Here is a 26737-nt window from a genome sequence, read left to right on the forward strand (position 1 = left end):
ATCTTCGTTTATCCGATAAGGGGGATCGGAAAAAAATATCAGGCGGTTTCGGCGTATTCGGCACCGTCCGGCTCGCGAAGAACGTAACCACGGCCCCAGACGGTCTCGATGTAGTTGGCGCCGCCGGCAGCGTTGGCGAGCTTCTTGCGGAGCTTGCAGATGAAGACGTCGATGATCTTCAGTTCCGGCTCGTCCATGCCGCCATAGAGGTGGTTCAGGAACATTTCCTTGGTGAGGGTGGTGCCCTTGCGGAGCGAAAGCAGCTCCAGCATCTGATATTCCTTGCCCGTCAGGTGGACGCGCTGGCCGCCGACTTCGACCGTCTTGGCATCGAGGTTGACGATCAACTCGCCGGTCATGATGACCGACTGGGCGTGTCCCTTGGAGCGGCGGACGATGGCGTGGATGCGGGCGACGAGCTCGTCCTTGTGGAACGGCTTGGTCATGTAGTCGTCAGCGCCGAAACCGAGGCCGCGAACCTTGTCTTCGATGCCGGCCATGCCCGACAGAATAAGGATGGGCGTCTTGACCTTGGACAGCCGGAGAGTGCGAAGCACTTCATATCCGGACATGTCGGGCAGGTTCAGATCGAGAAGGATGATATCATAATCATACAGCTTGCCCAGATCGACGCCTTCTTCACCGAGATCGGTGGTATAAACATTAAAACTCTCTGATTTAAGCATCAGCTCGATGCTCTGCGCTGTCGCGCTGTCATCCTCGATTAGAAGTACCCGCATAATTATCCCCTTTACCGCCGCCGAAAGGTGGTCTGGCCCCCTACACGATACCGAACACGCTACGTGATTTGAAAGCTGCCACGAAATGGTTAACAAATTCTAATTCACTCTGGCAAGGAGTATCGAATTTATTAAACAATTTTTCCATTTCTCTGTTTTCCAATAAGAATCTCAAAAAGGTGTTCCTCAACTTTAACATTAGGAAACAGCGCTAAGTGATTCATCCGAATCGCCAATGAAAAGGTTCGAACTTCATGCCTCGGCATTTACCGACCCTTAAATCATCGGGCCTATCATTAACGATGCCCGTAAACGAAAGGTTACCAGCGGTAGGTATTTGTTAATATCGCGGGAAATTTTTTAGCAAACCGTGTCAAAGCGGCGCGCAGGGCGGTTTCAAGTTGAGCCGGGGTCTCGCATCACGGGAGTAATGCGTATGAAGTCGCGAGAAAGTCTCGTTCGCCTGAAGGAATTTCAGGTGAACGAAAAACGACGTCAGTTGCAGCAGTTGCAGATGATGATGTCCGAATTCGAACGGATGACGAAGGATCTGGAGAGCCAGATCGTCGTCGAGGAAAAGAAGTCCGGTATTTCCGACCCGAATCACTTTGCTTATCCGACCTTCGCCAAGGCCGCGCGTCAGCGGGCCGACAACCTGCAGGTTTCGATCAAGGAACTGAAGATGCAGGAAGAGACGCTGGAAATGGCGCTCGAGGAGATGCAGGCGGAATATGCAAGGGCCACAGCGCTGGAAGAGCGTGACGGCGGCGCCAGAGCAAGGGCGTAACAGAAACGGCTGGGTGCCGGCTTCGGCGCCCTGGGATCGCCACTGAGAAGCCATGTATGATGGGCGCGCTGTCCGTTATACATGGCTTTTGGTGTTTGCCTTATGGCGTCGCTTTGTCTTATGCATGTCCTTGTCCCAAAACCCGCTGTGCGTTTTTGGGCGACATGCACTAATTCACGACATCCTTCCATTCCGGATGGCGTTGAGCCTGCGCCTTGAAAAATGGGCAGAGCGGGAAGATCTTCCAGCCGCCGGTGCGGGCTGCCTCTACGGCGTGGAGCGCCAGTGCCTGGCCGACGCCTTTGCCGCGCAGCGCATCGGGAACGGCCGTGTGATCGATGATGACCAGCTTCGGCGATGTGCGTGAATAGGTCATCTCCGCCTCGTGCCCTTCGACCTCGGCCGCATAGCGGCCGCCGGAGACGCCTTCCTCACTTCGAATGTCCATTGTCTTTCCTCATAACCGATATTGTCGTAGCGGACCGTGACATGGCGGCGCGGTCGTGCCAAGCCGTGGAGGCAATACGGGCAGGAGACAGAGTGTTCATGCAAAATGTCGGATCGATGAGAGGTTCAGGGCAATGAGTGCGCTTTCGATGGCTCGCCCCGTGCTTCTCGTGGCTGCGCCGTTCTTCCTGGCGCTCGGCCTCGTCTTGCCGCTGGTCCGTTTCGAGACGCTGTATTTCTTCGACGAAACGCCGTCGCTCATCGAAATCATCGTCTCGCTTTGGCAAGGCGGGGACGGGCTGCTGGCGGCAATCGTCGCCCTGGTTTCGATCCTGCTCCCGTTTCTGAAGATGATCGGCATCACCGTGGAGGCGATGGGGATCACCGCAGAAGCGACGGCCGCCGGGGGTGGGGCCGGCAGCCTGTTCTATCGTCGCGTCGTACCGCATCTGTCCAAGTGGTCGATGATGGATGTGCTGCTCGTCGCGATCGTCATTGCGGCGGCGAAGACGACGGGGCTGGCGGATGCCTTCACGCAGCCCGGCCTCTGGTGCTACGCGGCCTCGTCAATGATTTCGGGCCTTCTTCATTCCCTCATGGGAGATGCGTCCGGCCCGAAATAAATGTCGTCAATGCTGGGGTGTGATCAGTGACGATATTGCTGAATGCGCGTGGTGCGCAGGCCGGCAAGACCGTGGCTGTTGATCGACGACTGCCAGGACAGGAATTCTTCGACCGTGAGCGTGTAACGCTCGCAGGCCTCTTCCAAGCTCAACAAGCCACCGCGGACAGCCGCGACAACCTCTGCCTTCCGGCGAATCACCCAGCGCCGCGTATTGGGCGGCGGAAGATCCGCGATCGTCAGGGGGCTGCCATCGGGGCCGATGACATATTTTACTCGGGGACGTATCATTTCGGTCATTGGACTCTCTACACAACGCAAGACCACGAGCCCCACTCTAGCCTGCCACATTTAAAAATTGCCTAAACCCATCGTAAGACTTTGATAACAAATTTAGACGCCCGCCCTGGCCGGTGATGGGGGCGGCTGCCTGCCGCTACGTCAATTTGTAGCGCCTGCATGGGAGCCATGGGGAATAAATATTAGCTGATTTCCCGGGACGATTTTATAAGGGCTGCAACATAAGAATGAGCGCAAGACTTCGTCTCCGTTCTTCCCGCTGTATCAGTCCAGTCCGTGTTTTTGATGCTTCGTATCCTCGGGATGCGGGCAGAAACCGACTTTGCTGATGCCCCGGCGCGAACGTTTCGCCGCCCGCAGCGAGGCCGAGCCGAAGCTGGCCGTACGAGGATATGAAGTTGAAAAGACGTGAGCGCGCAGTCGGCGACTGCGCTGAGGATGCTGCATTTTCGCCTTCGCAGGCCGATGGCACCGGGGTTTCGGCCGACGACGGCAAGGAACGGCTCGACGCGATGGCGAAGCTTGCGGGTTTCGATTTCTATCTACTCTCGGCTTTCCCGCGGGGCGACCGCATGGCTTTCACCGAAAACCGGTTGATCAGCAATTGGCCGCAAAGCCTTGTCGGCTTTTAAGAGGCTGCCGATCTCTTCTATTGCAGCAGACTGGTGACCGCGATGAAGCGGACGATCGTGCCGATCTTCTGCGAGGAGGGGTGGTTTGCGGGCAGCGCCGCCAAGCAGGAAAACCGCAAACTCAACGTGCTCTTTCAGATGCATGGGCTGAAAAATAGCTTCGCCTTCACGCTGCACGACGCTGACCTGAAACAATACATCTTCGCCTTCTCTGGCGGCTGTCCTATGCCCACCCGAGAGCAGGCGATGGCGCTGCTCTACGGCTGCATGGAGCTTCTGGACAAGGTTTCGCGTAGCAGGAGCGTGGAGGATGGCCCGTTGGAGACGCTCACCCGGCGCGAAACCGAATGCCTGCGACGCTGCCCGATTCCTTAAATCGGAATCGATTTAAGGAATCGGGCAGCAATTCAAAGTGCTACAGCGTCCTTTGCGCGTCTAAAAAGACGCGCGGCGCTGTAGTCCGCGGCCGGCAAAAGCAGCGACGAGATCGCGATCATTCTCGATCTCTCGTCGCATACGGTGGTGGGTTATCTGAAGAGCGCGATGCGCAAGCTCGATTCGGTCAGCCGCATGCAGGTGGTCGCCAGAGCATTCCGGTACCGGCTGCTCTAAAGCGCGTCGCATCGCGCTTTAGGTCTTTGTTTTATGCATGTCGGTTTCCCAAAACCGCTGCACACTTTTGGGCGACATGCATAGGGCAGCCGGCCCTTTCTCACAAAGCTAAAGCTGGGAAGCATGTCGCACAAAATGTGCATCGCTTTTTGTGCGATATGCGCAAAAACAAAGACTAAAGCGCGAGGAGCGAATCTGAAGATCGCGACGCGCTTTAGAAGCCTTTTCCGCGGGTCAGCTCCGACACGACGGTTCCGAAAATGATGCGCATGTCCATCAAGATCGAAAAATTCCCGACGTAGTAGAGATCGCTGGCGATGCGGGCGCGCGCCTTGGCCGGACGATCGGTCGGACCGCGCAGGCCGCGCATCTGGGCAAGACCCGTCATGCCGGGGCGCATCGCATGGCGCTGATGGTATTCCGGTACGAGCTCTTCGTAGAGCACGCCGCCGGCGCGCATGCCGATCGCATGGCAGCGCGGGCCGACGACCGACATGTGGCCCAGCAGTACGTTCAGCAGCTGCGGCAACTCATCGACATTCGTGCGGCGCAGAATGGCGCCGACGCGAGTGACGCGCGGATCATTCATCACCGTCTGGGCAACGCCGGAGACGTCGCAGAGGTCGGTGCGCATGGAACGGAACTTGTAGACCTTGATGGCCTTGCAGTTCTTGCCCCAGCGGGTCTGCTTGAAGAGCACCGGCCCTGGGCTGTCGATCTTGATCAGCAGGGCGACGAACAGAAGGAAAGGGGCGAGGACGAGGAGGGCGCTCAACGACGAAACAATGTCGAACGCCCGCTTCAGGACCAGATCCACCAACGGCGCCTGCGGCGCATCGCTGTGGATAACAGGGGTCTGGATCTTCAGGCTCGGCTGCTGGCGGCGGCTCGGCCGGAAGGACTCTGTCGAAATGCTGTTGTTTAATTCCGTGATGCTCAAGGATCGTACTCTGTTGTCTTCGAGGGGGCGCGGCGGCAATAGGCGATCAATGGTTAACCCTGTCACCAGGGCTGCACTTAGGTCTTGGTAACCCTACTAAAACGGAAAAATGCGACAATTGTGTAATGGTGTCCAGAGAAATATCGCATCGCAGCAAATCTTTCGCATCTGCGTTAAGTTGAGGCAAGCTCATGATATTTCGTTAATAATTGAAATTTTGTCAAAGTTTCTAGGCCTTTGGAGGGGTTCGCCGAGGGCTGGCGACGTGCCGTTTCGACACTTGGCCCATGGCTCTTAACCGTATTTCTTAACGGCAGACGAGGCGAAATTTTTCTGATGAGGATATCGATCGGTGTCGAAGCCGTGTCAGAATGTGACAAAATCAAGGCGGGTTGGGTGGCGGTATAGCGTCCGGAAACGATGCAGAGCGACGAGTTTCCGGCCAGAATCACCTGGTGAGGCCCGATCGCGCGAATCACTCACAGCTGGAAATGGGATCGTGGACCGCTTCCGGACCCGCAGGGGGAGGATGTTGGCGGGTAAGGGGGGCGGGCCGCAGGTCGATCGCGGATCGTCGCGGCACGCCTGTACGCGTGGCGGCGATGCAAAGGATTGCGCCGCCTGCCGGTATTCAGCGATTCCCGCGGGTGATCACGCCGGTTCGAGGACGCGTTTCCTGCCACCCCAGGAGATGAAGTTCGGGTTGGCGAAGTCGAAATCGGCCGCCGTCCCCGTCTTGCCATAGGTCAGCGGCGTCCCGTCCAGCGTCACCGTCGAACCGCCAGCGGCGCGCAGCACCGCATCGCCGGCCGCGGTGTCCCATTCCATCGTGCGGGTGAAACGCGGATAAACGTCGGCCTTGCCTTCGGCGAGCAGGCAGAACTTCAGAGAGGAACCGATATTGGTGCATTTGAAGATCGCGTGATCGGCGAGGAAGCTTCCGGTCTCCGGGCTGTTGTGACGAAGGCTTGCAAGCGCCAGCCTGTCGTCCGACTGTTCGCGCACCGTGATTGCGCTGCGTGCGCCAACCGTGAAATCGTCCATGACGACGAGCCTTTCGGCCTGGCCGCGTTCTCCCGAGAAGGCAAGCCCCAGCGCCGGCGCATAAACGATGCCGGCCACCGGGGCGCCGTTCTCGATATAGGCGATGTTGACGGTGAATTCCTGTCGTCCGTCGACGAATTCACGGGTGCCGTCGAGAGGGTCGACCAGGAAGAAGCCTCGCCCGGCAATGTCGGGCACTTTTCCGGCGGCGACCGATTCTTCCGCCACGACGGGTATTTCGGGATAATCTCTGGCGAGATGAGCGAGGATGATACGTTCGGCCTCCTCGTCGGCGACCGTGACCGGACTTGCATCCGCCTTCATGGCTACGGGGAAGCCTTCGCGCAAGACCGTGATGATGGCCTTGCCGGCTTCGAGCGCCGCCTTTTCAAATGTCCTCAGCATTGTCCTTTTGCCGTTCGCCACGCGGCGAGCACCCCGCTGACGCTCGTCCGCAAACCATCCCTGTCACAACCAGATACGCAAGTTAATATGGTGTTCCCCGTCGTGCTCCGCATCCCTCAATACGCAGCCTGATGATGCTACCATAAGTTTTCAGCCTTGTCAGACGAAGATGCGGCATCGCTGGTGAAATGGCATTCGTCAAAGGGGCTGCCTTGGGGTCTGAATTTGCTCCATCTTCCAATTCTGTGGAATAGCTTACGCAGCAAGCGGCGCAGGAAATCGACGGCGATATCTCCGGATGGTTAACCCAGTGGCCGTTTCTGGCTAAAAATAGGCCCTACTCTGCCGTTTTTCTGTGGATTTTGGTTCAAAATGCGCCAGTTAACCCTGTTTCCGCAAGAATCTGTCGGAGTAAATCCTTTTTGTCTTCACATTTTCGATGAAACCGCTATGCATTCGGCCTATGAGGTTCCCTGAAACGGGGAACCAAAGAACCAAAAAGAGATGCAGCATGTTTCGCTCGCATCCAGGGGAAAACGACATATGGAGTATTTCGTCCAGCAGCTCTTAAACGGGCTGACGCTCGGATCCATCTATGGCCTTGTGGCTATTGGCTATACGATGGTTTACGGCATTATCGGCATGATCAATTTCGCCCATGGCGACATCTTCATGCTCGGTGGTTTCGCCGCTCTTATCGTCTTCCTCGTCCTCACATCCATCTTCGCAGGTCTCCCGGTGGCCGTTCTGCTGCTGGTGATGCTTGTCGTTGCGATGCTGATGACGAGTTTGTGGAATTGGACGATCGAGCGCGTCGCATACCGGCCCCTGCGCGGGTCCTTCCGCTTGGCGCCGCTGATTACCGCGATCGGCATGTCGATCACGCTGTCCAACTTCATCCAGGTGACGCAGGGTCCACGCAACAAGCCGATCCCGCCGATGGTGAGCTCGGTCTACCAGTTCGGCAACATCTCGGTGTCGCTGAAGCAGATCATCATCATCGTGATCACCGCAGTGCTGCTGACGATCTTCTGGTACATCGTCAATCGCACGGCACTCGGCCGTGCCCAGCGCGCCACTGAGCAGGATCGCAAGATGGCGGCGCTGCTCGGCGTCAACGTCGACCAGACGATCTCGATCACTTTCGTTATGGGTGCGGCACTCGCGGCCGTGGCCGGCACGATGTACCTGATGTATTATGGCGTCGCCTCGTTTAACGACGGCTTCACGCCTGGTGTGAAGGCCTTCACGGCAGCCGTTCTCGGCGGCATCGGCTCGTTGCCCGGCGCCGTCTTCGGCGGCCTGCTTATCGGCCTTATCGAGTCGCTGTGGTCGGCATACTTCACCATCGCCTACAAGGACGTCGCGACCTTTGCGATCCTGGCTTTCGTGTTGATCTTCAAGCCGACCGGCATCCTCGGGCGGCCGGAAGTCGAGAAGGTATAACGTCATGGCAAACATCGAAAATTCTGCAGGCAAGCCCGATGCCGGACTTGTCCGCAAAGGCCTTACCGAAGCTCTTTTCGCCGCCGTCCTGTCGTTCGGCATGTTCGTTCTCTATGTCGGCCTCAAGACCGACCAGAACATCAGCAACGAGTTGATCATTGTCCAGCGCTGGGGCCTGCTTGCGATCTTCGTCGCGGTCGCCGCCATCGGCCGCTTCGCCATGGTCGTTTTCATCAGGCCGAATATCGACCGCCGCAAGCTCAGCAAGGCGCGCGAGGGCGAGCTCGCCATCTCGACCGAGAAGAGCTTCTTCCACCGGCATTTCCTGAAGATCGCGCTGATCGCGCTGCTGCTTTATCCCATGGTGGTGGTGGCGATCAGAGGCCCTCAGGGCTCGCTGACATATGTCGACAATTTCGGCATCCAGATCCTGATCTATGTGATGCTCGCCTGGGGGCTGAACATCGTCGTCGGCCTCGCCGGCCTGCTCGACCTCGGCTATGTCGCCTTCTATGCCGTCGGCGCTTATTCCTACGCGCTGCTTTCGAGCTATTTCGGCCTGTCCTTCTGGGTGCTGCTGCCGCTTTCGGGCATCTTCGCGGCACTCTGGGGCGTCATTCTCGGCTTCCCGGTGCTGCGCCTGCGCGGCGATTACCTTGCCATCGTGACGCTCGCCTTCGGTGAGATTATTCGTCTCGTCCTCATCAACTGGACTGAAGTGACGAAAGGCACCTTCGGTATCTCGAGCATCCCGAAGGCAACACTCTTCGGCATTCCCTTCGATGCGACGGCCGGCGGCTTTGCCAAGCTCTTTAACCTGCCGATCTCCTCGGCCTACTACAAAATCTTCCTGTTCTATTTGATCCTGGCGCTCTGCATGCTGACGGCCTATGTCACCATCCGGCTGCGCCGCATGCCGATTGGACGCGCCTGGGAAGCTTTGCGTGAAGACGAGATCGCCTGCCGTTCGCTCGGCATCAACACGGTGACGACCAAGCTCACCGCTTTTGCGACGGGCGCGATGTTTGCCGGTTTCGCCGGCTCGTTCTTCGCCGCCCGCCAGGGCTTCGTCTCGCCGGAATCCTTCGTCTTCCTGGAATCGGCCGTCATTCTCGCCATTGTTGTCCTTGGCGGCATGGGGTCGTTGACCGGCATCGCGATCGCCGCCATCGTCATGGTCGGCGGCACCGAGTTGCTGCGCGAGATGAGCTTCCTAAAACTCATCTTCGGACCAGATTTTACGCCGGAACTCTACCGCATGTTGATCTTCGGCCTCGCCATGGTCGTCGTCATGCTGTTCAAGCCGCGCGGCTTCGTCGGCTCGCGTGAGCCGACAGCCTTCCTCAGAGAGCGCAAGGCGATATCCGGAAGCTTCATCAAGGAGGGCCATGGTTGATGAGCCCCGTAACGACGAATACGATGTCTGACGACACTCTTCTCAAGGTCGAACACCTGTCGATGAAGTTCGGCGGCCTGATGGCCATCAACGACTTCTCCTTCGAAGCCAAGCGTGGCGATATCACCGCGCTGATCGGGCCGAACGGCGCCGGCAAGACCACTGTCTTCAACTGCATCACCGGCTTCTACAAGCCGACGATGGGCATGATCACGTTCAACCAGAAGAGTGGCAAGCAATACCTGCTGGAGCGCCTGCCGGACTTTCGCATCACCAGGGAAGCCAAGGTCGCACGCACCTTCCAGAACATCCGGCTGTTCTCCGGCCTGACCGTTCTCGAAAACCTGCTGGTTGCCCAGCACAACAAGCTGATGAAGGCATCGGGTTATACGATCCTCGGCCTTATCGGTGTCGGCCCCTATAGGCGGGAAGCGGCTGCTGCAATCGAGCTCGCCCGTTTCTGGCTCGAGAAGGCCGACCTGATCGACCGCGCCGACGACCCCGCCGGCGACCTGCCCTACGGCGCCCAGCGGCGTCTCGAAATCGCCCGCGCCATGTGCACCGGCCCGGAGCTGCTTTGCCTGGATGAACCGGCTGCCGGCCTCAACCCACGGGAATCGGCAACGCTCAACGCGCTGCTGAAGAGCATTCGCGCCGAAACCGGAACGTCGATCCTCCTGATCGAGCACGACATGTCTGTGGTCATGGAAATCTCCGACCACGTCGTCGTCCTCGAATATGGTCAGAAGATTTCCGATGGCACACCGGATCACGTGAAGAACGATCCGCGGGTCATCGCGGCCTATCTTGGCGTCGAGGATGAAGAAGTGGAAGAGGTGATCGCAGCCGTCGAGCAGCTCGAAGGAGGCGCAAACTGATGGGCGATGAAGTAATGACGGGTCAACCGCTCCTTCAGGTGAATGGCGTCGAAACCTATTACGGCAATATCCGGGCGCTGGCCGGCGTCGATGTCCACGTCAACAAGGGCGAGATCGTCAGCCTGATCGGCGCCAACGGCGCCGGCAAGTCGACACTGATGATGACGATCTGCGGCAGCCCGCAGGCCCGCACCGGTTCGGTGGTCTTCGAGGGCCGCGACATCACCCGCATGCCGACGCATGAAATCGCCCGTTTGCGCATTGCACAGTCGCCGGAAGGCCGCCGCATCTTCCCGCGCATGACGGTTCTGGAAAATCTTCAGATGGGTGCCGGCCTCGATAATCTGAAACACTTCGCCGAAGACGTCGAGAAGATCTTCACGCTCTTCCCGCGTCTCAAGGAACGTCACGCCCAGCGGGGTGGAACACTTTCGGGCGGCGAGCAGCAGATGCTGTCGATCGGCCGCGCGCTGATGGCGCGCCCGAAGCTGCTGCTTCTCGACGAACCCTCGCTCGGTCTTGCGCCGCTGATCGTCAAGGGCATCTTCGAGGCGATCAGGAAGCTCAACGAGGCGGAGGGGCTGACCGTTTTCCTCGTCGAGCAGAACGCGTTCGCCGCCCTCAGGCTTTCTCACCGCGCCTACGTGATGGTGAACGGCAAGGTGACGATGAGCGGCTCCGGCAAGGAGCTTCTTGCCAATCCCGAGGTCCGCGCCGCCTATCTCGAAGGCGGAAGACACTAGGTCGAAAGGAGAGTTTGACATGCAGGGACTTTTCTTCGAAGCGGATGCCGGCCCCCTTGTGGCGATCCGTGTCATCGTCTTGCTCTTAGGCTTCTGGACGGCCTGGCGCGCCGGCAAAGCGGTTGCCGAGGGCTGGAGCGACTATCCGCTGGTCATCGTCTATACATTTCTGCTCGCCTGGGCGATGCAGTTCCTGCATCATGCCCTGTTCAACGGGCCGATGCTCAACACCTTCTACTATATCCTCGACTTCGTAACGCTGCTGGTGTTCTCGACGGCCGGCTTCCGCTACCGCCGCACCAATCAGATGGTTAACAACTATTACTGGCTGTACGAAAAAACTTCCGCGTTTTCGTGGAAGGACAAACATTGACAGTCCGTTGAAACTAGGCATGAATTGCCTTCCGAGTGGAACAGCTTTCCTGGCGCAGTCAATGGTGGGTAGTGCGCTGGGCCTTGGACCGGAACCCGCCCAAAAATTGGGAGTAATAATATGAAGAAGTCTCTTCTGTCGGCAGTGGCTCTGACGGCGATGGTCGCCTTCAGCGGCAACGCGTGGGCCGACGTTCTCATCGCTGTCGCCGGTCCGCTGACTGGCCCGAACGCCGCGTTCGGCGCTCAGCTCCAGAAGGGTGCCGAACAGGCAGCCGCCGACATCAACGCGGCTGGCGGCATCAACGGCGAGCAGATCAAGATCGAGCTCGGCGACGACGTCTCCGACCCGAAGCAGGGCATTTCGGTCGCAAACAAGTTCGCTGCTGACGGCGTCAAGTTTGTCATCGGCCACTTCAACTCGGGCGTTTCGATCCCGGCTTCGGAAGTCTATGCCGAAAACGGCATCCTCGAAATCACCCCGGCCGCGACGAACCCGACCTTCACGGAGCGGGGCCTCTGGAACACGTTCCGCACCTGCGGCCGTGACGACCAGCAGGGTGCCATCGCCGGCAAATATCTTGCCGATCATTTCAAGGACGCCAAGATCGCTGTCGTTCACGACAAGACCCCCTACGGTCAGGGCCTTGCCGACGAAACCAAGAAGGCTATGAATGCCGCTGGCGTCACGGAAGTCATTTACGAAGGCATCAACGTCGGCGACAAGGACTTCTCGGCCCTCATCGCCAAGATGAAGGAAGCCGGCGTCTCGATCATCTATTGGGGTGGTCTGCACACCGAAGCCGGTCTCATTATCCGCCAGGCGGCCGACCAGGGCCTGAAGGCGACGCTGGTTTCGGGTGACGGTATCGTTTCGAACGAACTGGCCTCGATCGCTGGCGACGCCGTCGCCGGTACGCTGAACACCTTCGGCCCCGATCCGGCGGCGAACCCTGCGAACAAGGAACTCGTCGAAAAGTTCAAGGCCGCTGGTTTCAATCCGGAAGCCTACACGCTCTATTCCTACGCTGCGATGCAGACGATCGCTGGGGCCGCCAAGGCTGCCGGTTCGCTGGATCCTGAGGCCGTTGCCAAGGCCATGAAGGAAAAGGGCCCGTTCCCGACCGTTCTCGGCGACATTTCGTTCGACGAAAAGGGCGACCCGAAGATTCCTGGCTACATCATGTACGAATGGAAGAAGGGTCCGGACGGCAAGTACAGCTACTTCCCGCAGGGCATGTAAGCCTCGCTTCCCTTTATGGGACACGATTATCGAAGCCCGGTTCCGACCGGGCTTCTTTCTTTTGGCGGGTGTTTCAATTCCGGCCTGGCTACCGTGCCGCAATCGCTCATCGATCGATCCCACGAAGACGGCGCGTTATGGCGCCCGGCAGCTCGCTTCACTGGGGGGTTGCTGACGGCGAAAAACGGTACGATCCGGGGGGTGGGCTTGACGTTTACGAGGCGGAACCTGATGTGCCGAGGCGCTTCGGCGAATGGAGACCGTCATGGTCCCACGGCATCTCGGCAGCGCCACGGAACCAGCCTCCATCACCCTCTTACATCTCGTACAGCACGTGCGTGGCTTTCACGGCGGCCGAGGCGCGGTTCTCGACGCCGAGCTTCACGTAAATCTGTTCGAGGTGTTTGTTCACCGTCCGCGCTGACAATCCCAATATTTCACCGATGTCGCGGTTGGCCTTGCCCTTGGCGATCCAGAGCAGCACTTCGGATTCGCGCTGGGTGAGCGAGAAGCGCTGGCGTAGCACCTCGTCGTCGCTCCGCTGATTGGCGGCGGTGAGGCGGAAGAGATATTCGTCAGGGCCGATTGCGCCGAGGAAGGCGAGCTGCAGCGCCGCCTGGCCGGCATGGGCGATCGAGATGATGCCGTCGCGCACCGCGGCGACGCGGTCGCGCATCCAGCCGGCGATATGGCGGACGACGATTTCCATGCCGTCATCGCTGCCCATGGCGGCATTGACCAGGCGTGTCGCTTGCGGCGTTGACCAGTGGATGGCGCCGTCGCCCTTGACTGCCAGCAGATGGCGGCCGGCTGCGTCGAGCGCCACGCGGGCGCTCTGGGCCGAGCGGGCATTGCGCAGATGGACGCGGATGCGGGCGCGCAGTTCGTCGATATTGATCGGCTTGCTGAGATAATCGACGCCGCCGGATTCCAGCGCGTGCACGACATGCTCGGTCTCGGTCAGGCCGGTCATGAAGATGACGGGCACCTGCGCCACCGCGGCATTCGCCTTCAGCCGGCGGCAGGTCTCGAAGCCGTCCATGCTGGGCATGACGGCGTCGAGCAGGATGAGATCGGGCGTGATGCGCTCGACGATACCAAGTGCCGCCGTGCCCGATGTGGCGATCAGCACGGAGAAGCCGGATTGTTCGAGCGCGTCGGTCATGAAGCCGAGTGCTTCGGCCGAGTCGTCGACGAGCAGAACGATGTCGCGGGGGAGGGCCGGCTCAGCCAATGGATTCCACCTTTTCGTCGAAGTCGTGCAGGAAGGTCATGAAGCCGGCGAGATCGAAGGCGGCGACATAGGCGCGAAGTTCCTCCGTGAATGGCTGATTTGCCTCCACCTTGGCAAGGTCCGAAAGCTTGGCTTCGATGCCTCTGATATAGCCGATCTCGCCGAGCCGCAGCAATTCCTGCACATGGGCAGCACCTGGGCTCAGCATCGGCGCTTCGATCTTGACAGGAACGGCTGGCGTGGCATCGGCATAGATCCATGTCAGGCCAAGATGCAGGGCGAGCTTGTCGCGCAGCTGGCGGATGTCGACCGGCTTGCCGATCGCATCATTGTGGCTGTCGTCACTGTCGCTGAGAACGGCCGCGTCACCGATATTGGCCGAGAGCATCAGCACCGGTGCCGTCTGGCCGGCCTCGCGCAGACGCGAGACGAGCTGCCAGCCGTTCATGCCGGGCATCAGGATATCGACGAGGAAAAGGTCCGGCATGATGCCCTCGATCAGCGTCAGGCATTCGCCGCCGCCTGCCGCCGTCAACACGATGAAATCGAGCGGCGCCAGGATCTCGCGCATCATCTCGCGGTGGTCCTCGTTGTCGTCGACGACGACGACCGTGCGGCGCGGGCCGTCATAACCGACGATGCGCTTCTCCTGCGGCGCTGCGGCCACGGCGCGCGTGACGGCAGACAGCATCAGCCGGACGCGGAAGGTCGAGCCTTCGTCCTTCGCGCTTGAAACCGAGATCTCGCCCCCGAGCGTATTGGTCAGAAGCCGGGTGATGGTGAGGCCGAGGCCGAGCCCCGGCATCGGCCGCACGCTTTCGGCCTCACCGCGCTGGAAGGGTTCGTAAATACGGGGCAGGTCTTTCTCCGTGATGCCTCGGCCGGTATCGGCAACGGTAAAGGTCGCGACCTGGCTGCGATAGCCGACATCGAAGGTGACGCTGCCTTCGTCAGTGAACTTGATGGCATTGGAGAGCAGGTTGACGAGGATCTGGCGCAGGCGCTTTTCGTCGGTGCGGACGAATTGCGGCAAGGCCGGCGCGCGCTCATGGATGAAGGCAAGCCCCTTTGCCTGCGCCTGCGGGCGGAACATATCGACGATCTGGTCGAGAAAATCCTGGATGTTGATCTCGTTGGAATAGACCTGCAGGCGGCCGGCCTCGATCTTCGAAATATCCAGCAGGCCGTCGATCAGGCCGGAGAGGTGTTCGGCGCTACGGCGGATGACCTTGATCGAGGATTGGCGCGGCGCCGGGATGGTCTCGTCGCGTTCGAGGATCTGGGCGTAGCCGAGCACGGCGTTCAGCGGCGTGCGTAATTCATGGCTGAGCCCGACGACGTAGCGGCTCTTGGCGCGGTTGGCGGCCTCGGCCGTCTCCTTGGCGTTTTGCAGGGCGGCGTCGGTCTTCTTGTGGGCGGCGATTTCCTTCAGCAGCAGCGTGTTCTGGCGTGAGGATTCCTCCTCGGCAACGACGCGGCTGTCATGGGCGAGCACATAGAACCAGCAGACGACGCCTGAGATCACCGAGAAGACGAAGAAGACGATGAGGATGGTGCGATTGACGACCTCACCCGTCTCGGGCGAGGCGGAGGCGACCTGATGGGCGATCATCGCCAGGATTGCGCCGATGGCGGTCAATGCCAGCACGACGGCGATGCCGTAGCGGCCAAGGCGCGTCGCCAGCTTCCCCAGAATGGCTTCCGGCAGCAACGCCTTGGCGACGGTGCCGACCTGCGCGTTGAAACGGGCAGCCGGCTTGCACATGTCGTGGCAGCGACTGTCGAGCGAGCAGCAGAGCGAGCAGATCGGCGCGGCATAGGCCGGGCACCAGGCCATGTCCTCCGGCTCGAACGGATGCTCGCAGACCGAGCAGGTGATGTTCGCCAGGTTCTTCCAGCTCTGGCGCGGCTTGCGGGCGAGATAGAACTTGCCTTTCGTTGCCCAGGCGATGACAGGCGAGGCGACCAGCGCAATGACCAGCGTAATATAGGGAGCGAGCGAGGCGGCGATCTCCCCGAAGGCGCCGAAATGGGCAATCAGCGACACCGTCGCCGACAGCGTCATGGCGCCGAGGCCGACCGGGTTGATGTCGTAGAGGTGGGCACGCTTGAACTCGATGCCGGGAGGAGCCAGCCCCAGCGGCTTGTTGATGAAGAGATCGGCGGAGATCGTGCAGAGCCAGGCCATGGCGATGATCGAGAAGATGCCGAGCGTCTCCTCCAGCAGCCGGTAGATGCCGAGTTCCATCAAAAGCAGGGCGATTGCGACGTTGAAGACCAGCCAGATGACGCGGCCGGGATGGCTGTGGGTCAGCCGCGAGAAGAAGTTCGACCAGGCGAGCGAACCGGCATAGGCGTTCATCACATTGATCTTCAGCTGCGAGACGACGACGAAGGCGGCCATCAACAGCAGCGCGCCATTATGCCAGGGGACCATGTAGCCGAAGGCGGTCAGATACATCTGCGCCGGGTCGGCGGCGCGATCGAGGGGGACGCCCGAGGTGAAGGTCAGCACGACCAGGAAGGAGCCGGCAAGCAACTTCGGCGCGCCGATGATGACCCAGCCGGGCCCGGCGAGAAAGATCGCCAGGCGGTGGCGCCACTTGCGCTGCGGGTCCGGCGGCAGGAAGCGCAGGAAGTCGGCCTGTTCGCCGATCTGCGACATCAGCGCCAGGATGACGGCGGAGGCCGCGCCGAACTCCACCAGATCGAATTCGGCGATGGTGCCGGGCGGACCGGAGGCATGGCGGATGCCGGCGAAGGCGCGCCAGAGATCGAATTTTTCCCAGTCCAACAGGGCGATGAAGATGAAGGGCAGGATATTCAGCACGATCCAGAAGGGCTGGGTCATCAGCTGGAACTTGCTGATCAGCCGTACGCCGTGCGTCACCAGCGGGATCACCATGACGGCGCTGATGATGTAGCCGATCCAGAGCGGGATGCCGAGGGTGAGCTCCAGCGCCCCGGACATGATCGATGCCTCGATCGCAAACAGCATGAAGGTGAAGCTCGCATAGATCAGCGAGGTGATAGTCGAGCCGATATAGCCGAAGCCCGCGCCACGCGTCAGAAGATCGATGTCGACGCCGTGGCGGATGGCGTAGCGGCTGATCGGCAGGCCGATCGCCAGCATGGCGATCGAGGCGACGATGATGGCGTAAAAGGCGTTGGTGGTGCCGTAGGAGAGGGTGATTGCGCCGCCGATCGCCTCCAGCGCCAGGAAGGAGATCGCGCCGATCGCGGTCTGCGAGATGCGCTGCGAGGAGAAATGCCGGGCGCTCTTGGCAGTGAAGCGCAGCGCGTAATCTTCCAGCGTCTGGTTGGCGACCCAGCGATTATATTCGCGTCTTACCGGAATGATGCGTTGGCGCGCTGCCATGTCTTCCTTTCCGGCATTCCGGTTGGGCTCATCGTCTCTCCGGCAGTTTTGGCGGGATGGTTGGGAAAGGCAAGAGGCAGGCACCGGCTGGTTCACAGAATGGCAATATTTTTGCAATTGAACTGTCACATAAGAACTCTAACTCTCCCGGCGTTCGTTCAACCATTTCGGGTATCACCATGTCTGTTTTAAGCCTTTGCCGTCTGAGCACTGCCCTCGTCTGCCTTCTTTCGATCGTGCCATCGCTTGCCAGCGCCGAGCAGGTAACAGTGGCGAAAGCTGCTTATGCGGAAGCCGGAAACACCAACAAGCGCGGTGACGCCTGCTTCTCGACGGTGGACACCAACGCCGCCGTTCACCTCCTCTCCGGCTTCCTCGAAATCTGGACCCCGCGCACGCCTTTCGTCGATGCGGGTGTCGAAGCCCCGGCCAAGGATAATTGCCCGGCGGTCGCCAAGACGGATTGGGATGGTATTCCCGCCAGCAAGACCGACGGCCATATCGTCAACCAGGCCGTCCATGACGCCAACATCGGCTATGTCGTCAATGCGACACGGGCGCGGACGGCCGATCAGGCGGTCGCTGCCTATCTCGATGATCGGCGGGGCAAGAATGCCAGCATCGTCGATGGCCTCGGTCCGCTGACGGATGCCTGGAAGGCCGGCTCCAAGCAGACCACTACGATCACCGAGGTGGCGGCCGACGCGACGACGGTCAAATATGACGACAAGGGCAACAATCGCGGTGCCGGCAGCAAGCCGGACGCGGAAAACAAGACTGATGCCAACCCCGACATGGGCCTTGCAATCGACTTCATCATTGCTGCAAGCGGTGACGGCTCGACGGAGCCTGCCAAGCGCTATTTCAAATATGGCCGTCCCTACCGCTGGAGCCAGGACGTGTCGGTGGTGCCGACGCTGCAGCCCGCCAAGAGCGGCAAGCCGGTCGAGGACGGCGGTTTCCCGAGCGGGCATACGGCGGAAGCCTGGCGGGATGCGCTCGCCATGGCGTATCTCGTGCCGCAGCGCTTTCAGGAAATGATCACGCGCGCCAGCGAGCTGGGTGAAGACCGCATCCTCGCCGGCATGCATTCTCCTCTCGACGTGATGGGCGGTCGGATGCTCGGAACGGCCACGGTCGTTTACAATCTGAACAAGGCCGACAATGCCGCGCTGAAGAGCGATGCCTACGCCCAAGCGCAGTCATGGCTCGTCGCCAAATCAGGCGTTGCGGATGCGGGCGCGCTCGAGGTTGCCGCCCAGGCGGCACCGCTGGCTACAGACCGTTTCGCCGATCATGACGCCAATCGCACCTACGTGCTGCAGCGCCTGAGCTATGGCCTGCCGACGATCCATGCGACCGATCAGCCGGCGCGCGTGCCGCAGGGCGCTGAAGCGCTTCTCGAAACGCGTCTGCCCTATCTGGACGGCGAGCAGCGCCGCGCCGTGTTGAAGACGACGGAGATCGCCTCCGGCTACCCGCTCCTTGACGATGCGGAAGGTTACGGCCGTCTTAATCTGTTTGCCGCCGCCGACGGTTACGGTGCGTTCGAACAGGACGTGACCGTGACGATGGACGCGGCAAAGGGCGGCTTCAATTCGATCGATACCTGGCGGAACGACATCACTGGCAAGGGCAGGCTGGTGAAGCGCGGCCAAGGCATCCTCGGGCTGTCAGGCGCCAACAGCTATGCCGGTGGCACCGTTCTGGAAGAGGGCGCGCTGGTGGCCGGCTCACCCTCGGCCTTCGGTACCGGCGGGCTGACGGTTAACGGTGGTTCGCTCGTTCTGGCGGCCGAAAAACCGTTGACCGTGAGTGGTGATTATCAGCAGTTCGCCAATGCCACGACGAAGCCGGCGCTGGGCGAAAACGGCGCGGGCACGCTGGTCGTCGAGGGCAAGGCGGCGCTGGCCGGCGACCTCGAGGTGACGCTTGCCGATGGTTATGCCCCGACGCCCGGAACCAAGATCGAAATCCTGAAGGCGAGTGCCGTGACCGGCACCTTCGGCAAGGTCACGGTCTCCGGCCACAAGGCGAGCCTCTCCTACGGCCCGACGTCAGTCACTTTGACGATCGACGGATAATTTCCGCCATCGAGACGGGGCATCCTGCTGCAGGGATGCCCTTCCTTCTCTGGCCTGCCTGTTTGACCCCCGCGCCTACGTCAATCGACGTATGTGTTTTCGCGCTGCAGCACCCGATAGTCCCTTAAGCAACAGTTAATCTCCGTTTCCGGCCTGTTGCGGAACAAGAAGAGGGGCTCAACCAGATGAATCTCAGAACTACTATTGCGGGCGCTGCACTCGGCGCCGTCATGGCGGCCTCGGCTGCCTTCAGCGGTGCGGTTGCCGCCGATGATACGATCAAGGTCGGCATTCTGCACTCGCTCTCCGGCACCATGGCCATCTCCGAGACCACGCTCAAGGACGCCATGCTGATGCTCATCGACGAGCAGAACAAGAAGGGCGGCCTTCTCGGCAAGAAGCTCGAGGCCGTCGTCGTCGACCCGGCTTCCGACTGGCCGCTGTTTGCCGAAAAGGCACGTGAGCTGATCCAGAAGGACAAGGTTGCCGCCGTATTCGGTTGCTGGACGTCCTCGTCGCGCAAGTCCGTTCTGCCGGTTTTCGAAGAGACCAACTCGATCCTCTTCTACCCGGTCCAGTATGAAGGCGAAGAGTCCTCGCGCAACATCTTCTACACCGGTGCTGCTCCGAACCAGCAGGCTATTCCTGCTGTCGACTACCTGATGGAAAAAGAAGGCGTCAAGCGCTTCGTTCTCGAAGGTACGGACTACGTCTATCCGCGCACGACCAACAAGATTCTCGAGGCATACCTGATTTCGAAGGGTATTCCGAAAGAAGACATCATGACCAACTACACGCCGTTCGGCTTCTCCGATTGGCAGACCGAAGTTTCCAAGATCAAGGAATTCGGTTCGGCTGGCAAGAAGACCGCCGTCGTCTCTACGATCAACGGCGATGCCAACGTTCCGTTCTACAAGGAACTGGGTAACAAGGGCATCAAGGCAACCGACATCCCCGTCGTCGCCTTCTCGGTTGGCGAAGAAGAGCTTGCCGGCCTCGACACCAAGCCGCTCGTCGGCCATCTCGCTGCCTGGAACTACTTCGAATCGGTCGAAAGCTCGGCCAACAAGAAGTTCATCAAGGACTGGCACGCTTTCACCAAGAACGACAAGCGCGTGACGAACGACCCGATGGAAGCTGCGTATATCGGCTTCAACGCATGGGTTAAGGCCGTCCAGGCTGCCGGCACGACCGATACCGACAAGGTTCTCGACACCATCATCGGCGTTAGCGTTCCGAACCTCTCCGGCGGTTATGCGACCGTGATGCCGAACCACCACATCACCAAGCCGGTGCTGATCGGTGAAATCCAGGCCGACGGCCAGTTCGAAATCGTCCAGCAGACACCTGCCGTCGTCGGCGACGAATGGTCAGATTTCCTGCCTGACTCCAAGGATCTGATCTCCGATTGGCGCAAGCCGATGTCCTGCGGCAACTTCAACGTCGCTACGGGCAAGTGCGGTGGCAAGGGCTCCTGAGCACGCCTCGATCCGATGATTGCATGAAGGCTTCCGTCCGGGTTTGATCCCGGGCGGAAGCTCCGTCCCAGCGATTGCGCCGCGAGGCCAACACTATCAAGGGCGAGAAAGCCGATGTATCGCGCCATAAAGATTTTCCTCATCACGGTTTGCCTGACATTTTCGGGCGTGATGATCTCGAGCGAAGTCCAGGCCCAGGACGATATCCACGTGCTCATCGACGCGCTCGGCGTCGGCGATTTCCCGGAACGCGAAGTGGCCATCAAGGCGCTGGTCGCTTCCAAGGACCAGCATGTCAGCCAGATCCTGCAGCAGTTGAGCGACGGCCTTCTCTACGTCAATTCAGATGGCGGCCCGGTTCTCCTCCAGGGTGGTACCGATGACGAACCAACCTATTCCGATCCGATCACCGGCGAAGCCGCTGCCGATGTCGATCCGGATCTGATGACGAAGGTCAAGATCAACAACGCGCTACGCGGCGTCATCGGCGCCGCCACGAGCCAGCTGACGCTGATGAGCCCGGACCGTTCCGCGCGACTTGCCGCGGCGCAGGGCCTTCTGAAAGATGCCGATCCCGCCAATCTCGACCTGCTGAACACGGCGCTTGCGGCCGAAAAAGACGCTGAGATCAAGAATACGATGGAAGCGGCGCGCGCAGTGCTGCTGCTCAAGACGGATGCGAGCGTCGAAGACAAGAAGGCTGCGATCGATACGATCGCGGCGCGCGGCAATCGCGATGCGCTGACCATCCTCACGACCACACTCGAAACCGCGCCGGACGACCTGAAGCCGGCGATCCAGGCGGATATCAGCTCCATCAATCGCAGCCTGGCGCTGTGGGATATCGTCCAGAACATCTGGTACGGATTGTCTCTCGGCTCGGTACTGCTGCTTGCCGCGATCGGCCTTGCCATCACCTTCGGCGTCATGGGCGTCATCAACATGGCGCATGGCGAAATGGTGATGATCGGCGCCTACACCACCTATGTGGTGCAGGAATACATTACCTCCGCCTTTCCTGAACTTGCCGATTATTCGCTGGCCTTTGCCGTGCCTGCGGCCTTCGTCTTTACCGGCTTCGTCGGTCTGGTGATCGAGCGCGCCGTCATCCGCTATCTCTACGGCCGGCCGCTCGAAACGCTGCTCGCCACCTGGGGCGTGTCGCTCATCCTGCAGCAGGCGGTGCGCAGCATCTTCGGCCCGACCAACCGCGAGGTCCGCAATCCGACCTGGATGTCCGGCGTCTTCGATCTCGGCGGGCTCTCCATCACCTGGAACCGACTGTGGATCATCGTCTTTTCGATGGTGGTCTTTGTGGCGCTGCTCCTGCTGCTCAAGCGGTCCGCCTTCGGCCTGCAGATGCGTGCCGTTACGCAGAACCGGCGCATGGCGTCGTCGATGGGCATCCGCACCGGCTGGGTCGATGCCTTCACCTTCGCGCTCGGCTCGGGCATTGCCGGCATCGCCGGCGTGGCGCTCAGCCAGATCGACAATGTCTCGCCGAACCTCGGTCAATCCTACATCATCGACAGCTTCATGGTCGTCGTCTTCGGCGGTGTCGGCAATCTCTGGGGTACACTGGTCGGTGCACTGTCGCTCGGCGTCGTCAACAAGTTCCTCGAGCCCTTCGCCGGCGCCGTGCTCGGCAAGATCCTGGTGCTCGTCCTCATCATTCTCTTCATCCAGAAGCGTCCCCGCGGGCTCTTCGCACTCAAAGGAAGGGCGGTGGAAGCATGATAACGGCCTTCCTTCTCCGATCACTCGATCGCAAGATCGTCATTGCCATCGCCCTCCTGCTTCTGGTCGCCGTCCTTGTGCCGGTCCTGAACCTGATGACGGGGCCGACCAATCCGCTGCACGTGCCGACTTATATCATGTCGCTGTTCGGCAAGTATCTGACCTATGCGCTGCTGGCGCTGGCGCTCGATCTCGTCTGGGGCTTCTGCGGCATCCTCTCGCTCGGCCACGGTGCCTTCTTTGCGCTCGGCGGCTATGCGATGGGCATGTATCTGATGCGCCAGATCGGCACGCGTGGCAGCTATGGAGACCCTGTTCTGCCCGACTTCATGGTGTTTCTGAACTGGAAGGATTTGCCCTGGTTCTGGTACGGCTTCAACCATTTCTGGTTTGCGGCGCTGATGGTGCTCGTCGTGCCCGGCCTGCTGGCCTTCGTCTTCGGCTGGTTTGCCTTCCGCTCACGCGTCAACGGCGTCTATCTCTCGATCATCACCCAGGCGATGACCTACGCGCTGCTACTGGCCTTCTTCCGCAACGACATGGGCTTCGGCGGCAATAACGGCCTTACCGATTTCAAGGACATTATCGGTTTCAACGTCCAGGCTGACGGCACGCGTGCAGTCCTCTTTGCGGCAACTGCGATCTTCCTTGCTCTATCGCTGCTGCTCGCCTCGGCGATCGTGCGCTCGAAGTTCGGCAAGGTACTGGTCGGCGTGCGCGATGCGGAAAGCCGCACACGCTTCCTCGGTTACCGCGTCGAGCACTTCAAGCTCTTCACCTTCGTCGTCTCGGCGATGATGGCTGGTATTGCCGGTGCGCTCTACGTGCCGCAGGTCGGCATTATCAATCCCGGCGAATTCGCGCCTGCCAATTCGATCGAAGTCGTCATCTGGACGGCGGTGGGCGGGCGGGCGACGCTGATCGGCCCGATCATCGGCGCGATCCTCGTCAACGGCGGCAAGACGATCTTCACCGGCCTCTTCCCGGAGTTCTGGCTGTTTGCGCTGGGCGGTCTCTTCGTCGCCGTCACGCTGTTCCTGCCCAAGGGTGTCGTCGGCACGATTGCGCAATATCTCGGCAAGCGGAAGGTCGTCTCCAAGGCTGCTCCGCCGGCAGCTGAGGAAGACGGTATCCAGCCGAAAATCCAGGCAGCGGAGTGAGCGCCATGATCCCCGACGTCAAACCCACCAGCGTGCTTTATCTCAACGGCGTCTCGGTTTCCTTCGATGGCTTCAAGGCACTGAATTCGCTGTCGATTGTCATCGAACCCGGCGAACTTCGCGCCATCATCGGCCCGAACGGCGCCGGCAAGACGACGATGATGGATATCATCACCGGCAAGACCAGGCCCGATGAGGGCGAGGTGTTCTTCAACGGCACGATCGATCTCACCAAGAAGGATGAAGCCGATATCGCCCAGCTCGGCATCGGCCGCAAATTCCAGAAGCCGACCGTCTTCGAAAGCCATACGGTGTGGGACAATCTGGAGCTGGCGCTGAACCGTCGTCGCGGCGTGTTCTCGACGCTGTTCTACCGGCTTTCGGGCGAGGACAAGGCGCGCATCGAGGAGATCCTCGAAACGGTGCGGCTGACGCATCGCCGTGACGAATTCGCTGCCAATCTCTCGCACGGGCAGAAGCAATGGCTGGAGATCGGCATGCTCTTGGCGCAGGAGCCGAAGCTGCTGCTGGTCGACGAACCGGTGGCCGGCATGACGGATGCGGAGACGGCGGAAACGGCGATCCTGCTCAAGGATATCGCCAAGACGCGCTCGGTCGTCGTCGTGGAACATGACATGGGCTTCATCCGAGACCTCGGCGTCAAGGTGACCTGCCTTGCTGAGGGATCGGTGCTGGCCGAAGGGTCGATCGATTTTGTGAGTTCGGATCCGAAGGTCATCGAGAACTATTTGGGGCGGTGATGAATGCAACTTACAGGCTTGAACCTGACAAAAGAACGAGCTCTAAAACGAGCGGGTTTTATTGTGGGGTTTCATCATGGCTTTTCTCGGTATTCTGGTCGTGGCGATCAGCGGCGCGGTCGTCTGGTATTGGCGTTTGAAAATGGTGCGTGAGGCGGGAAACGAGATCATCGATTCCGTCGAGCGTATGCGGGGCGCTTATAAGCGCGGAAAGTTCCGCAAGCAGGCCGAGGCAGCGCCGCTGGCCTCGATCGCCGATCCGGCGATTGCGGCGGTGGCCTTCCTCTTCTGCCTTGCCAAGGAAAAGCCGATCTATTTCGACGCTGCGAAGGATGTCGTTCGCAATCGCATGAAAGGCATCATCCGGCCGGGCGATATGCAAGAGGTGCTGGTTTTCGGCGAGTGGGCGTCTAAGAACGTCACCAGTCCCGAAGATCCGATCCGACGGTTCCGGCCTCTTTGGATAGAGGCGCTCGACATGCAAGAGCGTCAGCAATTGATCGGCATTGCCGAGGAAGTGGCCGAGGTCGGTGGTGAGAGAACGAAGGAACAGGAGCACGCCCTGCAAATGCTGAGGCGCATGCTGATGAACTGATGGGGAATGGGTGAACGCATGCTGACAGTCGAAAACGCAAACCTGCATTATGGTGCCGCTCAGGCGCTGCGCGGCATCTCGATCACAGCGGAGATGGGCAAGATCACCTGCGTGCTGGGGCGTAACGGCGTGGGGAAGAGTTCTCTTCTGCGCGCCGTTACCGGCCAGCATCCGCTGTCGGCGGGTACCGTCACCTTCAACGATACAAAGCTCAACGGCCTGCCGCCCTTTGCCCGTGCCAAGCAGGGCATCGGCTATGTGCCGCAGGGGCGCGAAATCTTCCCGCTACTGACAGTCAAGGAAAATCTCGAAACCGGCTTTGCTCCGCTTGGCCGCCGCGACCGCAACATCCCCGATGACATCTTCAGTCTCTTCCCGGTGCTGAAGTCGATGTTGTCACGTCGCGGCGGCGATCTTTCCGGCGGGCAGCAGCAGCAACTGGCGATCGGGCGCGCCATGGTGACGCGGCCGAGGATTCTCGTGCTCGACGAGCCGACCGAGGGCATTCAGCCATCGATTATCAAGGATATCGGCCGGGCGATCCGCTATCTGCGTGACTCCACAGGCATGGCGATCCTGCTCGTCGAGCAATATCTCGATTTCTGCCGTGAGCTTGCCGACTATGTCTACATCATGGACCGCGGCGAAATCGTGCATGAAGGGCTTGCCGAGACGCTGGATACGCCGGAGGCCCGCCGCCACCTGACTGTCTGACCGGCAGATGCCGCATATTGCAGCAGAGGGCGCGGCGCCTGGAAAACCTTCCGCCGCCGCCAGAGGTCTGCTCGGGGCGGCATAGGAATTGCTTGCTTTCCGCTATCTGCGCGCTTGAATGAAAACCGGGGGGCGCGACCGAAAGGGACGATATGACGATTGCGGCGGCAGGCACGAGACCGCAAAGAGCGGAAGGGCGCGGGCATCTGGCGGCAAAGCTGTTCGATGGCCGCACGCGCATCCGTGAACTCTATCAGGAGGGGGCGGCGAAGATCCGCCTGCCCGATACCTTCGACGCCTCCATGGAAGCCGTCATCATCAATACCGCTGGCGGGCTGACGGGCGGCGATCGGATGAATTGGAGCGTGGATGCCGGCGCCGGCACGCGCATCGACGTCACCACTCAGGCTTGCGAGAAGATCTACAAGGCATCGGCCGGCATCGCCGAGGTGGCGACCAGCATCAAGGTTGGAGCCCAAGCCCGCGTCGACTGGCTGCCGCAGGAAACGATCCTCTTCGACCGGGCCGCACTTTTCCGCCGGCTGGATGTCGATCTTGACGAGAGCGCCGAATTTCTGGCTGTCGAAGCCGTGCTGCTCGGCCGCAAGGCGATGGGTGAGGCGGTGGTATCGGGGCTGTTCCGCGATCGCTGGCGCATCCGCCGCTCGGGTCAACTGATCCACGCCGAAGAACTCAGACTTTCCGAAGGTGTGGCGGCACTGGCGGCGCGACAGGCCGTGCTCGGCGGACAGGTGGCCTTTGCGACACTGCTTTATGCCGGGCCGCTTTCAGAAGCCTATCTTGGCAAAGTCCGGCCGCTCGTCGAAGGATCGATGGGCGGTGCGAGCGCTTGGAATGGCAAGCTCGTCGTCCGCCTTGCCGCAGCCGACGGCTTCTCACTCAGAAAAATCCTGATCCCGGTCATTTCCGCCTTGCGCAATGGTGCGCCTGTGCCGAAAGTCTGGAATCTATGAACTTCAGCATTCGA

General features: G+C 60.4%; 23 protein-coding genes and 1 pseudogene. 17 read left to right on the top strand and 7 right to left on the bottom strand.

Translation table 11 applies throughout. The features are described from left to right. Positions 1 to 38 precede the first annotated feature (38 nt). The gene (gene ctrA / locus HX899_RS00530; RefSeq protein WP_003542362.1) at positions 39 to 740 is read right to left on the bottom strand and encodes a response regulator transcription factor CtrA; all 702 of its coding nucleotides are present in this window, start codon (positions 738 to 740) and stop codon (positions 39 to 41) included. A gap of 436 nt (positions 741 to 1176) precedes the next feature. Between ctrA and HX899_RS00535 the strand changes: the two genes are divergently transcribed. Then, positions 1177 to 1527, top strand: a complete 351-nt coding sequence (locus tag HX899_RS00535; protein ID WP_003542353.1) for a hypothetical protein — start codon at positions 1177 to 1179, stop codon at positions 1525 to 1527. 169 nt (positions 1528 to 1696) lie between these two features. Here the strand turns inward: HX899_RS00535 and HX899_RS00540 are convergent, their stop codons facing one another. Continuing rightward, positions 1697 to 1975, bottom strand: coding sequence for a GNAT family N-acetyltransferase (locus HX899_RS00540; protein ID WP_003542350.1), 279 nt, complete (start codon positions 1973 to 1975; stop codon positions 1697 to 1699). Positions 1976 to 2030: 55 nt separating this feature from the next. Here HX899_RS00540 and HX899_RS00545 point away from each other — a divergent pair, with 55 nt between their 5' ends. After that, positions 2031 to 2597, top strand: coding sequence for a paraquat-inducible protein A (locus tag HX899_RS00545; protein WP_017961758.1), 567 nt, complete (start codon positions 2031 to 2033; stop codon positions 2595 to 2597). Positions 2598 to 2620: 23 nt separating this feature from the next. Here the strand turns inward: HX899_RS00545 and HX899_RS00550 are convergent, their stop codons facing one another. Further along, positions 2621 to 2896, bottom strand: coding sequence for a DUF1153 domain-containing protein (locus HX899_RS00550; protein ID WP_007533628.1), 276 nt, complete (start codon positions 2894 to 2896; stop codon positions 2621 to 2623). A 398-nt stretch (positions 2897 to 3294) separates the two neighbouring features. On the opposite strand from HX899_RS00550, the pseudogene HX899_RS35520 reads away from it, so the two are divergent. Further along, positions 3295 to 4140 (top strand): annotated as a pseudogene (locus HX899_RS35520) (LuxR C-terminal-related transcriptional regulator). 214 nt (positions 4141 to 4354) lie between these two features. On the opposite strand, the gene HX899_RS00560 reads toward HX899_RS35520, so the two are convergent. Then, positions 4355 to 5080 (bottom strand): sugar transferase, encoded by a 726-nt coding sequence (locus HX899_RS00560; RefSeq protein ID WP_026158830.1) that lies wholly within the window; start codon positions 5078 to 5080, stop codon positions 4355 to 4357. Positions 5081 to 5731: 651 nt separating this feature from the next. Further along, positions 5732 to 6529 (bottom strand): 3'(2'),5'-bisphosphate nucleotidase CysQ, encoded by a 798-nt coding sequence (gene cysQ / locus HX899_RS00565; RefSeq protein ID WP_181291422.1) that lies wholly within the window; start codon positions 6527 to 6529, stop codon positions 5732 to 5734. Positions 6530 to 7072: 543 nt separating this feature from the next. Between cysQ and HX899_RS00570 the strand changes: the two genes are divergently transcribed. The 6 genes from HX899_RS00570 (at position 7073) to HX899_RS00595 (ending at position 12607) form a co-directional block, all read left to right on the top strand. Then, a complete protein-coding gene (locus HX899_RS00570) occupies positions 7073 to 7975 on the top strand; it encodes a branched-chain amino acid ABC transporter permease (RefSeq protein WP_003542342.1) in 903 nt (300 codons plus the stop codon). Positions 7976 to 7979: 4 nt separating this feature from the next. After that, positions 7980 to 9371, top strand: coding sequence for a high-affinity branched-chain amino acid ABC transporter permease LivM (gene livM / locus HX899_RS00575; RefSeq protein WP_138386792.1), 1392 nt, complete (start codon positions 7980 to 7982; stop codon positions 9369 to 9371). Beyond that, entirely contained in the window at positions 9371 to 10249 is an 879-nt protein-coding gene (locus HX899_RS00580; protein WP_027663854.1) for an ABC transporter ATP-binding protein, read from the top strand. The genes livM and HX899_RS00580 overlap by 1 nt, the downstream gene beginning before the upstream one ends. After that, complete coding sequence (locus HX899_RS00585) at positions 10249 to 10992, top strand: ABC transporter ATP-binding protein (protein ID WP_003542336.1); 744 nt, start codon at positions 10249 to 10251, stop codon at positions 10990 to 10992. Before HX899_RS00580 ends, HX899_RS00585 begins: the two co-directional genes overlap by 1 nt. Before the next feature lie 19 nt (positions 10993 to 11011). Next, positions 11012 to 11365: a DUF6867 family protein gene (locus HX899_RS00590; protein ID WP_138330195.1), complete on the top strand. Its 354-nt coding sequence runs from the start codon at positions 11012 to 11014 to the stop codon at positions 11363 to 11365. A 120-nt stretch (positions 11366 to 11485) separates the two neighbouring features. Continuing rightward, positions 11486 to 12607 carry a branched-chain amino acid ABC transporter substrate-binding protein gene (locus HX899_RS00595; RefSeq protein ID WP_138330196.1) on the top strand — a complete coding sequence of 374 codons (1122 nt, stop codon included), beginning with the start codon at positions 11486 to 11488 and terminating at the stop codon, positions 12605 to 12607. 316 nt (positions 12608 to 12923) lie between these two features. Here HX899_RS00595 and HX899_RS00600 read toward each other — a convergent pair whose 3' ends face one another. Both HX899_RS00600 and HX899_RS00605 read right to left on the bottom strand, forming a co-directional pair. After that, complete coding sequence (locus HX899_RS00600; RefSeq protein ID WP_138330197.1) at positions 12924 to 13841, bottom strand: DNA-binding response regulator; 918 nt, start codon at positions 13839 to 13841, stop codon at positions 12924 to 12926. Beyond that, on the bottom strand, positions 13834 to 17220 hold the full coding sequence (locus tag HX899_RS00605; RefSeq protein ID WP_138330198.1) for an ATP-binding protein: 3387 nt from the start codon (positions 17218 to 17220) through the stop codon (positions 13834 to 13836). The genes HX899_RS00600 and HX899_RS00605 overlap by 8 nt, the downstream gene beginning before the upstream one ends. 179 nt (positions 17221 to 17399) lie before the next feature. On the opposite strand from HX899_RS00605, the gene HX899_RS00610 reads away from it, so the two are divergent. The 8 genes from HX899_RS00610 (at position 17400) to HX899_RS00645 (ending at position 26723) form a co-directional block, all read left to right on the top strand. Further along, complete coding sequence (locus HX899_RS00610; protein WP_138330199.1) at positions 17400 to 19304, top strand: phosphatase PAP2 family protein; 1905 nt, start codon at positions 17400 to 17402, stop codon at positions 19302 to 19304. Between the two features lie 185 nt (positions 19305 to 19489). Beyond that, positions 19490 to 20782, top strand: a complete 1293-nt coding sequence (gene urtA, locus HX899_RS00615) for an urea ABC transporter substrate-binding protein (protein WP_017961750.1) — start codon at positions 19490 to 19492, stop codon at positions 20780 to 20782. Between the two features lie 114 nt (positions 20783 to 20896). Then, positions 20897 to 22519, top strand: coding sequence for an urea ABC transporter permease subunit UrtB (gene urtB / locus HX899_RS00620; RefSeq protein WP_171598536.1), 1623 nt, complete (start codon positions 20897 to 20899; stop codon positions 22517 to 22519). Further along, the gene (gene urtC, locus HX899_RS00625; protein ID WP_138330202.1) at positions 22516 to 23679 is read left to right on the top strand and encodes an urea ABC transporter permease subunit UrtC; all 1164 of its coding nucleotides are present in this window, start codon (positions 22516 to 22518) and stop codon (positions 23677 to 23679) included. The genes urtB and urtC overlap by 4 nt, the downstream gene beginning before the upstream one ends. 5 nt (positions 23680 to 23684) lie before the next feature. Continuing rightward, complete coding sequence (urtD, locus tag HX899_RS00630; RefSeq protein ID WP_026158829.1) at positions 23685 to 24440, top strand: urea ABC transporter ATP-binding protein UrtD; 756 nt, start codon at positions 23685 to 23687, stop codon at positions 24438 to 24440. A 76-nt stretch (positions 24441 to 24516) separates the two neighbouring features. Next, positions 24517 to 25035 carry a hypothetical protein gene (locus HX899_RS00635; protein WP_138330203.1) on the top strand — a complete coding sequence of 173 codons (519 nt, stop codon included), beginning with the start codon at positions 24517 to 24519 and terminating at the stop codon, positions 25033 to 25035. A gap of 18 nt (positions 25036 to 25053) precedes the next feature. Beyond that, positions 25054 to 25749: an urea ABC transporter ATP-binding subunit UrtE gene (urtE, locus tag HX899_RS00640; protein ID WP_138330204.1), complete on the top strand. Its 696-nt coding sequence runs from the start codon at positions 25054 to 25056 to the stop codon at positions 25747 to 25749. A gap of 152 nt (positions 25750 to 25901) precedes the next feature. Beyond that, the gene (locus tag HX899_RS00645) at positions 25902 to 26723 is read left to right on the top strand and encodes an urease accessory protein UreD (RefSeq protein WP_180195073.1); all 822 of its coding nucleotides are present in this window, start codon (positions 25902 to 25904) and stop codon (positions 26721 to 26723) included. Positions 26724 to 26737: the final 14 nt, after the last annotated feature.

The sequence above is a fragment of the Rhizobium sp. WYCCWR 11146 genome (genome assembly GCF_013591995.1).
GTDB classification, from domain to species: Bacteria; Pseudomonadota; Alphaproteobacteria; order Rhizobiales; family Rhizobiaceae; genus Rhizobium; species Rhizobium indicum.

Bases quoted from the DNA above. Each gene is read 5' to 3' on its own strand.
- HX899_RS00595 (WP_138330196.1), top strand. From the start codon at position 11,486: ATGAAGAAGTCTCTTCTGTCGGCAGTGGCTCTGACGGCGATGGTCGCC.
- HX899_RS00605 (WP_138330198.1), bottom strand. From the start codon at position 17,220: ATGGCAGCGCGCCAACGCATCATTCCGGTAAGACGCGAATATAATCGC.
- HX899_RS00610 (WP_138330199.1), top strand. From the start codon at position 17,400: ATGTCTGTTTTAAGCCTTTGCCGTCTGAGCACTGCCCTCGTCTGCCTT.
- urtD (WP_026158829.1), top strand. From the start codon at position 23,685: ATGATCCCCGACGTCAAACCCACCAGCGTGCTTTATCTCAACGGCGTC.
- HX899_RS00540 (WP_003542350.1), bottom strand. From the start codon at position 1,975: ATGGACATTCGAAGTGAGGAAGGCGTCTCCGGCGGCCGCTATGCGGCC.
- urtB (WP_171598536.1), top strand. From the start codon at position 20,897: ATGTATCGCGCCATAAAGATTTTCCTCATCACGGTTTGCCTGACATTT.
- cysQ (WP_181291422.1), bottom strand. From the start codon at position 6,529: ATGCTGAGGACATTTGAAAAGGCGGCGCTCGAAGCCGGCAAGGCCATC.
- HX899_RS00590 (WP_138330195.1), top strand. From the start codon at position 11,012: ATGCAGGGACTTTTCTTCGAAGCGGATGCCGGCCCCCTTGTGGCGATC.
- urtE (WP_138330204.1), top strand. From the start codon at position 25,054: ATGCTGACAGTCGAAAACGCAAACCTGCATTATGGTGCCGCTCAGGCG.
- ctrA (WP_003542362.1), bottom strand. From the start codon at position 740: ATGCGGGTACTTCTAATCGAGGATGACAGCGCGACAGCGCAGAGCATC.
- urtA (WP_017961750.1), top strand. From the start codon at position 19,490: ATGAATCTCAGAACTACTATTGCGGGCGCTGCACTCGGCGCCGTCATG.
- HX899_RS00585 (WP_003542336.1), top strand. From the start codon at position 10,249: ATGGGCGATGAAGTAATGACGGGTCAACCGCTCCTTCAGGTGAATGGC.
- HX899_RS00570 (WP_003542342.1), top strand. From the start codon at position 7,073: ATGGAGTATTTCGTCCAGCAGCTCTTAAACGGGCTGACGCTCGGATCC.
- livM (WP_138386792.1), top strand. From the start codon at position 7,980: ATGGCAAACATCGAAAATTCTGCAGGCAAGCCCGATGCCGGACTTGTC.
- HX899_RS00550 (WP_007533628.1), bottom strand. From the start codon at position 2,896: ATGACCGAAATGATACGTCCCCGAGTAAAATATGTCATCGGCCCCGAT.
- HX899_RS00645 (WP_180195073.1), top strand. From the start codon at position 25,902: ATGACGATTGCGGCGGCAGGCACGAGACCGCAAAGAGCGGAAGGGCGC.
- HX899_RS00635 (WP_138330203.1), top strand. From the start codon at position 24,517: ATGGCTTTTCTCGGTATTCTGGTCGTGGCGATCAGCGGCGCGGTCGTC.
- urtC (WP_138330202.1), top strand. From the start codon at position 22,516: ATGATAACGGCCTTCCTTCTCCGATCACTCGATCGCAAGATCGTCATT.
- HX899_RS00580 (WP_027663854.1), top strand. From the start codon at position 9,371: ATGAGCCCCGTAACGACGAATACGATGTCTGACGACACTCTTCTCAAG.
- HX899_RS00535 (WP_003542353.1), top strand. From the start codon at position 1,177: ATGAAGTCGCGAGAAAGTCTCGTTCGCCTGAAGGAATTTCAGGTGAAC.